Genomic DNA, 11,230 nt, shown 5'->3' on the forward strand with positions numbered 1-11,230 from the left:
GCCGGGTGCTGGCCCATGGCATCGTCAGCGAGCGCGGCGGCAAGATCGCGCGCCGCCTCTATGCCACGCTGGACTGCAGCTGGCAGGGCGAACGCGGCATCCTGGACGAGAACTTCCTCTTCGATGACGGGGAGCGACAGCGCCGCGTCTGGCGCCTGCAGCGCCTGGGCGAGCAGCGCTACAGCGGCCGTGCCGACGATGTGGTGGGCGAGGCCCTGGGCGAATCGGTGGGGCCCGCCTTCAACTGGCGCTACACCTTGCAGGTGCCGGTACGCGGCAGCGTCTACAACATCGACTTCGACGACTGGATGTACCTGATCGACGAGAGCACGGTGCTCAACCGCGCCAGCATGAACAAGTTCGGCGTGCAGGTGGGTGAGGTGCTGATCTCGCTGCGCAAGGCCTGAGACGGGAGCCCATCATGTCTGCGAATCCAAGGCTGCAGGACTGGCGCGGTCGCGTGGTCTGGATCATCGGCGCCTCCTCGGGCATAGGCCGCGCCACGGCCGCCAAGCTGCATGAGCAGGGCGCGCATCTCATGGTCTCGGCGCGCTCGGCCGCGGCCCTCGATCAGTTCTGCCGCGAGCATCCCGGCGCCGAGGCACTGCCCCTGGATGTCGGCGATGCCCAGAGCCTTCAAAGCGCATGGACCCGGCTGATGGCCCGTGCCGGTCGTGTGGACCTGGTGATGTACTGCGCCGGTCATTACGAGGCGCTGGACGTGGACCACTATCGGCTGGAGCCCATGCTGCGCCATCTGGAGATCAATTACATCGGCGCACTGCGCGTGCTGGAGCCGCTGCTGCCGCAGCTGATCCGGCAGGGCTCGGGCCATCTCAGCCTGGTGGCCAGCGTGGCCGGCTACCGCGGACTGCCGCAGGCCCTGGCCTATGGCCCCAGCAAGGCCGCCATGCAGCATCTGGCCGAGATCCTCTTCCTGGAGCTGCAGCCGCGCGGCATCGGCGTCTCGGTCATCAACCCGGGCTTTGTGGAGACTCCGCTGACGGCGCAGAACCGCTTTCGCATGCCGGCCCTGATCTCGCCCGAGGAGGCGGCCGAGCACATCCTGCGCGGCTGGCGCCAGGGGCGCTTCGACATCCACTTCCCGCGCCGTTTCACCAACTGGCTCAAGCTGCTGCAGTTGCTACCGCATCGCCTCTATGTGGGTGCGGTGCGCCGCACCACGGGGCTCTGAGCCCCTGCGCCTCAACACCAAGAAAGAGCTCCCGCACGTGGACAGACCGCCCCGCCTTGCCTGCAGCGACCCGCGACTGACGCGCCTGATCGCCATCTACGAGACCCTGGCACCCGCCACTCTGGGCGCGCTGGAGGCCTTGTTCGCGCCCCAGGCGCGCTTTGTGGACCCTTTCAACGATGTGAGCGGGCCGGCGGCAATCCGCCGGGTCTTCGAGCATATGTTCGAGACCGTGGACGCCCCGCGCTTCGAGGTGCTGGACGCCGCCATGGGAGCGGGCGGCGGCGCCTTCTTGCTGTGGAACTTCCACTTCCAGTCGCGCGACAAGCAGCGCACGCCGCGCTGCATCCAGGGCACCAGCCATCTGCGCTTCGACGAGCAGGGGCGCGTGCTGCTGCATCAGGACCACTGGGACCCCGCACGCCAGCTCTACGAGGGGGTTCCCCTGCTGGGTGGGCTGCTGCGTCGTCTGCGCGAGCACCTGGCCGCGCGCTGACCCGACATGATCTCCCCCCGCAAGCGCGGGGGCTGATCGCCCTGCGTTCGCGGGTGGCGCGGTCGCCCAGGCCTGCCTACAGTGGGGCTGAGCCAGGAGTACCGCCATGAACAACGCCGCCCCGCCCCGCCCCAGCACCTTGACCAGCAGCCTCAGTGAACGGCTGCGTGCGGCCAGCCAGGCCCTGCGCCAAGGCAGCTGCGGCATCGAGGGTCTGGAGGTCAGCGACTCCTGCTGGGAGGAATGGGATAACCTGGCCCGCGAGAGCGAGAGGCGCCAGCGCGAAGCCCAGCAGGCTGCCCTGATACGCGGCAGCGAATGGTTCCGCGGCAAGAGAGCCTGAACCCTCGCCCCTCCAAAGACAAAACCCGCGGGCCGGGCGGCCACGCGGGTTTTCTTTTGCGATGAGGCCGGTGCTGCCGAGCCGCCTTGCCGGGCCCGGCGCCTGGCTCAGTCTTCCATGCAGGAGATCATGACCTGACCGAAGCCCGAGCAGGAGACCTGGGTCGCGCCGTCCAGCAGACGGGCGAAGTCATAGGTCACCTTCTTGGACAGGATGGCCTTTTCCATGGCGCTGATGATGAGGTCGGCGGCGGCCGTCCAGCCCATATGGCGCAACATCATCTCGGCCGAGAGAATCTCGCTGCCGGGGTTCACATAGTCCTTGCCGGCATACTTGGGCGCGGTGCCGTGCGTGGCCTCGAACATGGCCACCGAATCGCTCAGATTGGCGCCGGGGGCGATGCCGATGCCGCCCACCTGGGCCGCCAGCGCGTCGGAGATGTAGTCGCCGTTGAGGTTCAGGGTGGCAATCACCGAGTACTCGGCCGGGCGCATCAGGATCTGCTGCAGGAAGGCATCGGCGATGCTGTCCTTGACCACGATATCGCGACCCGTGCGCGGGTTCTTGAGCTTGACCCAGGGGCCGCCGTCGATCAGCTCGGCACCGAACTCCTTCTGGGCCAGGGCATAGCCCCAGTCGCGGAAAGCGCCCTCGGTGTACTTCATGATGTTGCCCTTGTGGACCAGGGTCACGCTGGGCTTGTCATTGTCGATGGCGTACTGGATGGCCTTGCGCACCAGGCGCTCGGTGCCCTCGCGCGAGACCGGCTTCACACCCAGGCCCGAGGTCTCGGGGAAGCGGATCTTCTTGACGCCGAACTCGGTCTGCAGGAAGGCGATCAGCTTCTTGGCCTTGTCGCTCTCGGCCTCGAACTCGATGCCGGCATAGATGTCTTCCGAGTTCTCGCGGAAGATCACCATATCGGTCTTCTCCGGCTGCTTCAGCGGCGAGGGCACGCCCTTGAAATAGCGCACCGGGCGCAGGCAGACATAGAGATCCAGCTCCTGGCGCAGGGCCACATTGAGCGAGCGGATGCCACCGCCCACCGGCGTGGTCAGCGGGCCCTTGATCGAGACCACATAGTCCCGCAGCACCTGCAGGGTCTCCTCCGGCAGCCAGACGTCCGGACCGTAGACGCGGGTGGACTTCTCGCCCGCGTAGATCTCCATCCAGTGGATCTTCTTGGCGCCGCCATAGGCCTTGGCCACGGCCGCATCCACCACCTTGATCATCACCGGCGTGATGTCCAGGCCGGTGCCATCGCCCTCGATGAAGGGAATGATGGGCTGGTCAGGCACGTTCAGCGAGAAGTCGGCGTTGACGGTGATCTTCTGCCCGCCTTCGGGCACCTGGATGTGTTGGTACATGGGTAGGCTTCTGACGCGCAGGGCGTGCTGTGGAACAAGGTCGCGGCGATTCTATGCCAGGGCCCGAGTCTTATATAAGTCTTGGGGCCGCGCGCCCTGTTCATCGGCGCGCGACATGTGCCGCCAGGCTCAGCGGCACCAGTCGGCCACCTGGGCCCAAACCCCGTGACCCAGGGCCCAGATCGATGCGGCAGCCAGGCTCAGCCCCGCGAGGCGAACCGCCCAGGCGCTGCCCCCCTGTCCAAAGAGCCGGGACAGCAGCACCGGCCCCAGCACCAGACCCAGACCGGAGGCGGCGGCGAAGGCCGACATGACCGCCGCACCCTGCAGCGGACCGGAGGCCAGGGCCGCCACCACCAGGGCCGACTGCAAGAGGCCGCAGGGCCAGGCCAGCCAGGCCAGGCCGGCCAGACCGGCCCGCGCACGGGCCGCTGCGGGCGAAGCTGGCGCCATGACTGCCTGTCCAGAACCGAGCCCGGCCACGGAAACCCGCGCCACGCGCTCGCCGCGCGAGCCCAGGTTCTCGATCCAGGCTGGCTGGCGCCCACGCCACAGCAGGTACAGACCCAGGCCCAGGGCCGCCATATGCAACATGACCCACAGCGGCCGCAGCAAAGCACTGGCCTGACCCAGCTGGGCGGCCCAGCCCACGCTGGCCGCCGCCAGGGCGCCGCCCACGGCATAGCTCAGCACCCGGGCCAGATGGAAGCTCCAGGCTGGCCCCGCCCCGCCCCGGCTCAGACCGGCACAGGCAGCGCCACACATGGCGGTGCAGTGCGGCGCGCCGGCAAGCCCCATCAGCAGGGCCGAGGAGACCAGGGCGGCATCCATGGGCTGGTGAGCGGCTAGGCCTTAGATGATCTTGGAAAACTGGGCCCGGGTGCGATCGGCCTGCAGGTAGCGATCGAACACCATGGCCACCGCGCGCACGAAGTACCAGCCCAGGGCGGTGACCTCGATGGCATCAGCGCTGAGCTGCACCATGCCGGCCTCCTCCAGGGGGCGCAGCTGCTCCAGCTCGGCGCGGAAGTAGTCGGGCACCTTGATCAGATGCGCCAGCTCGATGGACTCGAAGGCCACACGGCCCTGGCACATCAGGGCCATGATCATGGCGCGCCGCACCAGATCATCGCGGTTGAGCGCCAGGCCCCGGTTCACCGGGAGCTGGCCTTGGCGCAGCAGGTCGTAGTATTCGTCCAGCGTCTTGGCGTTCTGGCTGTAGGTCACGCCGACACGGCCGATGGAGGACACGCCCAGGCCGATCATGTCGCAGTCCGCCTGGGTGCTGTAGCCCTGGAAATTGCGATGCAACCGACCCTGACGCTTGGCCACGGACAGCGCGTCATTGGGCAGGGCGAAATGGTCCATGCCGATATAGGTATAGCCCTGGGCCAGGAAGCCACTGATCGCGGCCGAGAGCATGGAGAGCTTGTCCCCGGCCGCGGGCAGTTGGGCGATGTCGATGCGACGCTGAGGCTTGAAACGCTGGGGCAGATGGGCGTAGCCATAGAGCGCGATCCGATCGGGGCGCAACTCACAGACCTGGGCGATGGTGCGCTGGAAGGAGGCGGCCGTCTGCAGGGGCAGGCCGTAGATCAGATCCACATTGATGGACTCGAAGCCCAGCTCGCGGGCGCCTTGCATCAGGGCCTGCACATCCTCAAAGCTCTGCAGCCGGTGCACGGCCTTCTGCACCGCAGGATCGAAGTCCTGCACACCGAAGGACAGACGGTTGAAACCCAGGCCGCGCAGATGGCGCAGACGCTCGGCGCTCACGGTGCGGGGGTCCACCTCGATGGAAATCTCGGCCCCGGGCGCGACGCGGAAGCGCTGCTGGATGTCCTGCATCAGCTGGGCCAGCTCCTCGTCACTCAGGAAGGTGGGCGAGCCGCCGCCCAGATGCAGCTGAGACACGCCGGGCAGGCGCCCCAGATGCCTGAGGGTGAGATCCATCTCGGTGCGCAGCGCCTGCAGATACTCACCCGCTCGCTCATGGTGGCGGGTGATGACCTTGTTGCAGGCGCAGTAGTAGCACACCGATTCACAGAAGGGGATGTGCACATAGAGCGACAATGGCGCACTGCCGCCGACCAGGGCGCCACTGGCACGCTGGGCCAGGGCCTGCTCATACTGCTGAACGGTGAATGCCTCGACAAAGCGGTCGGCCGTGGGATACGAGGTGTAGCGCGGTCCGGCAATGTCGTAACGACGCAGCAGGTCCTCGCTGATGGCGGGCGGAGTAAGGCAGGCAGACATGGACAAACTGTGCCAATCCCTGCTAGCGGGCCCTTGATTCACGTCAAGCTTCATGCACGCCAGCAGGTCAACAATGCGCGACATCTTGAGGAGCATCATGTCCACCACCACGCAAGCACCGTCCTGTTCCGGCCAGACCGCCACCCATGGCGAGTGTCCGGGCCGGGCCCTGCCGCTCGCCCGCGATGCGGGAGGCGCCGTCAAGGCTGAACCCTTCAAGGTGGCCTGTTCCAGCTGCAATCTGCGCGAGCTGTGCCTGCCGGTGGGCTTGTCCAGAAACGATCTGGAACAGCTCGACAGCCTGGTGGCCACCCGCCGTACCGTCTCCCGCGGTGACACCCTGTTCCGCACCGGCGATGCCTTCCAGTCGCTGTACGCGGTGCGCACAGGCTTCTTCAAGACCTGTGTCTCGGCCGAGGATGGTCGCGACCAGGTCACGGGCTTTCAGATGGCGGGTGAGCTGCTGGGGCTGGACGGTATCAGCAATGACCGCCACAGCTGCGACGCCGTGGCCTTGGAAGACTCCCAGGTCTGCGTGATTCCCTACAGCCAGCTCGAAGAGCTGTCGCGCGAATTCACCGATCTGCAGCACCAGTTCCACAAGATCATGAGCCGCGAGATCGTGCGCGATCATGGTGTGATGCTGCTGCTGGGCAGCATGCGCGCCGAGGAGCGCCTGGCGGCCTTTCTGCTGAATCTGACCCAGCGCCTGCAGGCACGCGGCTTCTCGGCCTCCAGCCTGGTGCTGCGCATGACGCGCGAGGAGATCGGCAGCTATCTGGGCCTCAAGCTCGAAACCGTCAGCCGCACCTTCTCCAAGTTCCAGGACGAGGGGCTGCTGGAAGTGAAGCAACGCCAGATTCGCATCGTGGATCAGGCCGGACTTCAAGCCCTGGTCAACAGCAGCAGCTGCTGATACCCGACGGCCTCGGCCGCAACTCAGTCCTCGGCCAGCAAGAGGCTGAGCCCGGAAGCCAGACTGGTTGCGGCCCAGAAGCACAGGAAGGCCAGGCTGTAGAGCGCCAGCGGGGACAGGCCTACATGGCTCAGCCGGGCGTCCAGCAGCTCGGGGTCAAGCAGGCTGAACACCAGTCCCTCCAGCACCGCCGCCATCAGAAATGAGGGCCAGAGCGCGGCCATCAGACGGCGCGAGCGCCGCGTCACCGGCTGGGAACTCGCGGCGTCCATGATTTACTGCCCGCCAGTCGCCGCGTGATTGCGGGCCTTGAGAGCCGGTACATCGGAGGGGCTCTGGCGCACATCGGCCGAGGCATCTTGGCGCACGTCGAGCACCGGGTCGGGGAACTTGAGCGCCAGCGTCAAGGTCGCCGCGCAAGCCAGCACCACGATCAGGGGGCCACCGACGACCAGCCACATCATGCCCACACGCCACCAGGGACCTTTTGCCTCCTCGGGCTTCACGGGATCTGCGGGCTTGTTCATGCGGGTTCTCCTTGTTGGGATATCGGGGAGCTGTAGCGCCTCAGCGCGGCACCACAAAGGTCGACTTCTCGCTCAGCGAGCGTTCGCCCTCCTCGCTGCTGGCGAGGCGTCGGATCTGGAAATGTATGGGATGCGCCCCAGCGCCGCTGCGCGCCGCACTCTCGGGTGGCAAACGCAGGGCCACGGACACCCAGCGCGCTTCGGCGGGGCCCAGGGTCACGTCGACCGGGCGGCTCAGGCTCAGGCCCGGTAGCCCCTCGGCCGCCACTTCGTAGCGCTGGGGCTTTTCCGTGGCGTTCATCAGCTGGAGCCTGTAGACGTTCTCGATGACGCCGTCCTCGATCTGGCGGGCCAGCGAGGCCCGGTCGCGCACCACATCGACCTTGAAGGGGCTGCGCATGGCCAGGCTCACCAGCATGGCGGCCGACAGCAGCAGCAGGATGCCGCCGTAGATCAGCACGCGCGGACGCAGTACGCGGCGCCAGCGCTGCACGCCGCTGAGGTGCTGCTCCAGGCCGTTCTCGGTGTCATAGCGGATCAGGCCGCGGGGATAGCTCATCTTGTCCATCACCTCGTCGCAGACGTCGATGCAGGCGGCGCAGCCTATGCATTCGTACTGCAGGCCCTTGCGGATATCGATGCCGGTGGGACAGACCTGCACGCACAGGGTGCAGTCGATGCAGGAGCCCAGGCCCAGGGTCTTGGGATCGGCCTTTTTGGAGCGCGAGCCGCGGGGCTCGCCGCGCTCCGCGTCGTAGCTGATGATCAGGGTGTCACGGTCAAACATCGCGCTCTGGAAGCGCGCGTAGGGACACATGTATTTGCAGACCTGCTCGCGCATATAGCCGGCGTTGCCATAGGTGGCAAAACCGTAGAACAGCACCCAGAACCACTCCCAGGGCCCCAGGCCCAGGGATGCGAGATCGCGGATCAAGACCTTGATGGGCGTGAAGTAGCCGACGAAGGTGATGCCGGTCCACAGACCGATGGCAATCCAGCTGAATTGCTTGCCGCTCTTGCGCCAGAGCTTGTTGAAGTTCCAGGGGCCGGCGTCGAGCTTCATGCGCGCCATGCGATCGCCCTCGAACTTCTGCTCCACCCACATGAAGATCTCGGTGTAGACCGTCTGCGGGCAGGCATAGCCGCACCACAAGCGCCCCGCCACCGCGGTGAAGAAGAACAGCGCATAAGCCGAGAGCATCAGCAGCGCTGTCAGGTAGATGAAGTCCTGTGGATACAGGACCATGCCGAAGATGTAGAAGCGCCGCGCACCCAGGTCGAAGAGCACGGCTTGGCGGGCATTCCACTCCAGCCAGGGCAGACCGTAGAACAGCAGCTGCGTGGCCCAGACCAGCACCCAACGCCAGGCCGCAAACCAGCCTCGCACGGTGCGCGGGTAGATCTTCTTCTGGGCTTCGTACAAGGACACCATCTCCCCCGCACCCTCTGCAGGAACGATGGGAACCACCTTGGCGGACTTGCTGCTGCTACTGCTCATAGGTACCTAGCGTGACTGCCCGCCTTATCGTGCGGGCAGCCCTTAGGAAACAGGGCCTTGCGGCCCTGCGTTTACTGGGTCACCGACTTGCCGGCGCCGTTGGACAGGCTCCAGACATACGCACCCAGAACGCGGATCTGCTCCGGGCTCAGGCGCTCGGCATGGGCCGGCATCTGGTTGGTCTTGCCGTTGTTGATGATGGAGACCACGGCCTCCTCACCCCAGCCGTGCAGCCAGATCTTGTCGGTCAGATTGGGCGCGCCCAGGGCTTGATTGCCCTTGCCGTCGGCGCCGTGGCAGGCGGCACAGGCCCCGAACTTCGCCTTGCCCAGCTGAGCGGAGACGGAGTTGTGCGGGCTTCCCGAGAGGCTCAGCACATAGTGGGCCAGGTTGCGCACATCATCGGCATTGCCGACGGCAGCGCCCATGGGCGGCATCTGACCGATGCGGCCCTTAACGATGGTCTCGACAATGGTGTCGTGCGCACCGCCATAGAGCCAGTCAGCGTCGGTCAGATTGGGAAAGCCCTTGCTGCCCTTGGCGTCCGACCCGTGGCAGGCTGCACAGTTGTTGGCAAACAGGCGCTCGCCAATGCCCATGGCCTGGGTATTGCCGGCCAGCTGTTCCACCGGCATGCCGGCGTACTTGGCATAGACCTCGCTCAGCGCGACGCGAGCCTTTTCCTGCTCGGCCCGGTACTGGCCGGTGCTGCTCCACTTGAGCGTGCCCTCGGCGCTGCCCAGGCCCGGATACAGGGCCAGGTAGGCGCCGGCAAAGACCACGGTGATCACGAACAGCCCCATCCACCAGCGCGGCAGGGGGTTGTTCAGCTCACGCAGATCCTCGTCCCAGGTGTGCCCCGTGGTGTTGTCATTGGCCATCACCTTGCGGCGCGAGGCGATGACCAGCAGCACCACGCAGAAGACCAGGCCCAGGATCGTGGCGGCTGCCACGAACACGGACCAGCCGTTGGAAATGAAATCACTGCTCATTGTTCGCTCCCGCCTTGCTCCTCACGCAGAGGCAAGGCCGCCAGTTCGTCGTAGGCGCGCTTGTCGCGCCGGCTGCTGTAGACCCAGGCCACGATGCCCAGGAACATCAGCAGCAGCAGCACCGTGACGGCACTCCTCAGATCATTGATGTCCATTGCAAGCTCCTCGCTTACTTGAGCGCCGTGCCCATGACCTGCAGATAGGCGATCACCGCATCCATCTCGGTCTTGCCCTTGACAGCCTCAGCGGCACCAGCCACCTCGGCATCGCTGTAGGGCACACCCACCTTGCGCAGGGCCTGCATCTTGGGTGCCAGGTCCTCGGGCTTGAGGGCTGCCGTGGCCAGCCAGGGATAGGCGGGCATATTGGACTCAGGCACCAGATCACGCGGATTGATCAGGTGGATGCGGTGCCATTCGTCGCTGTACTTGCCGCCCACCCGGTGCAGGTCGGGACCAGTGCGCTTGGAGCCCCACTGGAAGGGGTGGTCGTAAACGAACTCACCAGCCGTCGAGTAGTGGCCGTAGCGCAGGGTCTCGGCACGGAAGGGACGGATCATCTGCGAGTGGCAGTTGTAGCAGCCCTCGCGGATGTACACATCGCGTCCGGCCAGCTGCAGCGGCGTGTAGGGCTTGAGCCCCGGCGCCGGCTGGGTGGTGGAGCGCTGGAAGAACAGCGGCACGATTTCGACCACGCCGCCGACCAGCACGGTCAGCAGCACCAGCACGATCATCAGGAAGTTGCTGGTTTCGATCTTCTCGTGGCCGCCCACGGGCTTGTTTGTCGATGCCATTGTCTTGTCCTCCTCAGGCGTGAGCGGCAGCGACCGCAGGCACGGGCACCGGCTCATAGCGACCCACACGGGCCGTCATCACCACGTTCCAGGCCATCACACACATACCGCCCAGGTACAGCAGGCCGCCGCACAGACGGATCACATAGAACGGGTAGGTCGCCTTGACGCTCTCGACAAAGGTGTAGACCAGGGTGCCATCCGGATTCGTGGCGCGCCACATCAGGCCCTGCATCACACCGGCGATCCACATCGCAGCGATGTAGAGCACGATGCCCAGGGTTGCAATCCAGAAGTGCAGCTCAATGGCGCGCTTGCTGTACATCTCGGTGCGGCCATACATGCGCGGGATCAGGTGATACAGCGCGCCCATCGAGATCAGACCCACCCAGCCCAGGGCACCGGAGTGCACATGGCCCACGGTCCAGTCCGTGTAGTGGCTCAGGGCGTTGACCGTCTTGATCGACATCATCGGACCCTCGAAGGTCGACATGCCGTAGAAGCTCAGCGAGACGATCAGGAACTTCAGGATCGGGTCGTCACGCAGCTTGTGCCAGGCGCCGCTCAGGGTCATGATGCCGTTGATCATGCCGCCCCAGCTGGGAGCCAGCAGCACCAGGCTGAAGATCATGCCGATCGACTGCGCCCAATCCGGCAGCGCGGTGTAGTGCAGGTGGTGGGGGCCCGCCCACATGTACGTGAAGATCAGGGCCCAGAAGTGCACGATCGACAGCCGGTAGCTGTACACCGGGCGGCCGGCCTGCTTGGGGATGTAGTAGTACATCATCCCGAGGAAGCCAGCGGTCAGGAAGAAGCCCACCGCGTTATGGCCGTACCACCACTGCAC

Annotated in this window: 15 protein-coding genes; 5 read left to right on the top strand and 10 right to left on the bottom strand. The window is 65.9% G+C overall.

The window, feature by feature from the left end; all coding sequences use genetic code 11:
- The 4 genes from ACK5F2_RS00880 to ACK5F2_RS00895 form a co-directional block, all read left to right on the top strand.
- Positions 1-407, top strand: a 407-nt coding sequence (locus ACK5F2_RS00880; protein WP_409862113.1) for a DUF3833 domain-containing protein, incomplete at its 5' end; no start/stop codon positions are given.
- Between the two features lie 14 nt (positions 408-421).
- On the top strand, positions 422-1,195 hold the full coding sequence (locus ACK5F2_RS00885; RefSeq protein WP_409862114.1) for an SDR family NAD(P)-dependent oxidoreductase: 774 nt from the start codon (positions 422-424) through the stop codon (positions 1,193-1,195).
- Positions 1,196-1,232: 37 nt separating this feature from the next.
- Positions 1,233-1,691, top strand: a complete 459-nt coding sequence (locus ACK5F2_RS00890; protein ID WP_409862115.1) for a nuclear transport factor 2 family protein — start codon at positions 1,233-1,235, stop codon at positions 1,689-1,691.
- A 106-nt stretch (positions 1,692-1,797) separates the two neighbouring features.
- A complete protein-coding gene (locus ACK5F2_RS00895) occupies positions 1,798-2,034 on the top strand; it encodes a hypothetical protein (protein WP_409862116.1) in 237 nt (78 codons plus the stop codon).
- Between the two features lie 107 nt (positions 2,035-2,141).
- Here ACK5F2_RS00895 and icd read toward each other — a convergent pair whose 3' ends face one another.
- The 3 genes from icd to hemN all read right to left on the bottom strand — a co-directional run bounded on the left by icd (position 2,142) and on the right by hemN (position 5,657).
- Positions 2,142-3,401, bottom strand: coding sequence for an NADP-dependent isocitrate dehydrogenase (icd, locus tag ACK5F2_RS00900; RefSeq protein WP_409862118.1), 1,260 nt, complete (start codon positions 3,399-3,401; stop codon positions 2,142-2,144).
- Between the two features lie 129 nt (positions 3,402-3,530).
- A complete protein-coding gene (locus tag ACK5F2_RS00905; protein ID WP_409862120.1) occupies positions 3,531-4,232 on the bottom strand; it encodes a sulfite exporter TauE/SafE family protein in 702 nt (233 codons plus the stop codon).
- 21 nt (positions 4,233-4,253) lie between these two features.
- Entirely contained in the window at positions 4,254-5,657 is a 1,404-nt protein-coding gene (hemN, locus tag ACK5F2_RS00910; RefSeq protein WP_409862121.1) for an oxygen-independent coproporphyrinogen III oxidase, read from the bottom strand.
- A 97-nt stretch (positions 5,658-5,754) separates the two neighbouring features.
- On the opposite strand from hemN, the gene fnr reads away from it, so the two are divergent.
- Positions 5,755-6,573 (top strand): fumarate/nitrate reduction transcriptional regulator Fnr, encoded by an 819-nt coding sequence (gene fnr / locus ACK5F2_RS00915; protein ID WP_409862123.1) that lies wholly within the window; start codon positions 5,755-5,757, stop codon positions 6,571-6,573.
- 23 nt (positions 6,574-6,596) lie between these two features.
- On the opposite strand, the gene ACK5F2_RS00920 is transcribed toward fnr, so the two are convergent.
- The 7 genes from ACK5F2_RS00920 to ACK5F2_RS00950 all read right to left on the bottom strand — a co-directional run.
- Positions 6,597-6,845 (bottom strand): hypothetical protein, encoded by a 249-nt coding sequence (locus tag ACK5F2_RS00920; protein ID WP_409862124.1) that lies wholly within the window; start codon positions 6,843-6,845, stop codon positions 6,597-6,599.
- 3 nt (positions 6,846-6,848) lie between these two features.
- On the bottom strand, positions 6,849-7,100 hold the full coding sequence (locus ACK5F2_RS00925; RefSeq protein ID WP_409862126.1) for a hypothetical protein: 252 nt from the start codon (positions 7,098-7,100) through the stop codon (positions 6,849-6,851).
- Positions 7,101-7,140: 40 nt separating this feature from the next.
- Positions 7,141-8,598: a cytochrome c oxidase accessory protein CcoG gene (ccoG, locus tag ACK5F2_RS00930; RefSeq protein ID WP_409862128.1), complete on the bottom strand. Its 1,458-nt coding sequence runs from the start codon at positions 8,596-8,598 to the stop codon at positions 7,141-7,143.
- 71 nt (positions 8,599-8,669) lie between these two features.
- Positions 8,670-9,590: a cytochrome-c oxidase, cbb3-type subunit III gene (gene ccoP / locus ACK5F2_RS00935; protein ID WP_409862129.1), complete on the bottom strand. Its 921-nt coding sequence runs from the start codon at positions 9,588-9,590 to the stop codon at positions 8,670-8,672.
- Complete coding sequence (locus ACK5F2_RS00940; RefSeq protein WP_409846045.1) at positions 9,587-9,745, bottom strand: cbb3-type cytochrome oxidase subunit 3; 159 nt, start codon at positions 9,743-9,745, stop codon at positions 9,587-9,589. Before ACK5F2_RS00940 ends, ccoP begins: the two co-directional genes overlap by 4 nt.
- Positions 9,746-9,759: 14 nt before the next feature.
- Positions 9,760-10,383 carry a cytochrome-c oxidase, cbb3-type subunit II gene (ccoO, locus tag ACK5F2_RS00945; protein ID WP_133602604.1) on the bottom strand — a complete coding sequence of 208 codons (624 nt, stop codon included), beginning with the start codon at positions 10,381-10,383 and terminating at the stop codon, positions 9,760-9,762.
- 13 nt (positions 10,384-10,396) lie between these two features.
- A partial coding sequence (locus tag ACK5F2_RS00950) for a cbb3-type cytochrome c oxidase subunit I (RefSeq protein WP_409862131.1) occupies positions 10,397-11,230 on the bottom strand: 834 nt, incomplete at its 5' end.

The organism is Roseateles sp., from assembly GCF_046300915.1.
Lineage (GTDB): Bacteria > Pseudomonadota > Gammaproteobacteria > Burkholderiales > Burkholderiaceae_C > Kinneretia.

Coding starts and splice junctions, on each gene's coding strand:
- ACK5F2_RS00885 (WP_409862114.1), top strand. CDS start 422: ATGTCTGCGAATCCAAGGCTGCAGGACTGGCGCGGTCGCGTGGTCTGG.
- fnr (WP_409862123.1), top strand. CDS start 5,755: ATGTCCACCACCACGCAAGCACCGTCCTGTTCCGGCCAGACCGCCACC.
- ccoG (WP_409862128.1), bottom strand. CDS start 8,598: ATGAGCAGTAGCAGCAGCAAGTCCGCCAAGGTGGTTCCCATCGTTCCT.
- ACK5F2_RS00925 (WP_409862126.1), bottom strand. CDS start 7,100: ATGAACAAGCCCGCAGATCCCGTGAAGCCCGAGGAGGCAAAAGGTCCC.
- ACK5F2_RS00940 (WP_409846045.1), bottom strand. CDS start 9,745: ATGGACATCAATGATCTGAGGAGTGCCGTCACGGTGCTGCTGCTGCTG.
- icd (WP_409862118.1), bottom strand. CDS start 3,401: ATGTACCAACACATCCAGGTGCCCGAAGGCGGGCAGAAGATCACCGTC.
- hemN (WP_409862121.1), bottom strand. CDS start 5,657: ATGTCTGCCTGCCTTACTCCGCCCGCCATCAGCGAGGACCTGCTGCGT.
- ccoP (WP_409862129.1), bottom strand. CDS start 9,590: ATGAGCAGTGATTTCATTTCCAACGGCTGGTCCGTGTTCGTGGCAGCC.
- ACK5F2_RS00895 (WP_409862116.1), top strand. CDS start 1,798: ATGAACAACGCCGCCCCGCCCCGCCCCAGCACCTTGACCAGCAGCCTC.
- ACK5F2_RS00905 (WP_409862120.1), bottom strand. CDS start 4,232: ATGGATGCCGCCCTGGTCTCCTCGGCCCTGCTGATGGGGCTTGCCGGC.
- ccoO (WP_133602604.1), bottom strand. CDS start 10,383: ATGGCATCGACAAACAAGCCCGTGGGCGGCCACGAGAAGATCGAAACC.
- ACK5F2_RS00920 (WP_409862124.1), bottom strand. CDS start 6,845: ATGGACGCCGCGAGTTCCCAGCCGGTGACGCGGCGCTCGCGCCGTCTG.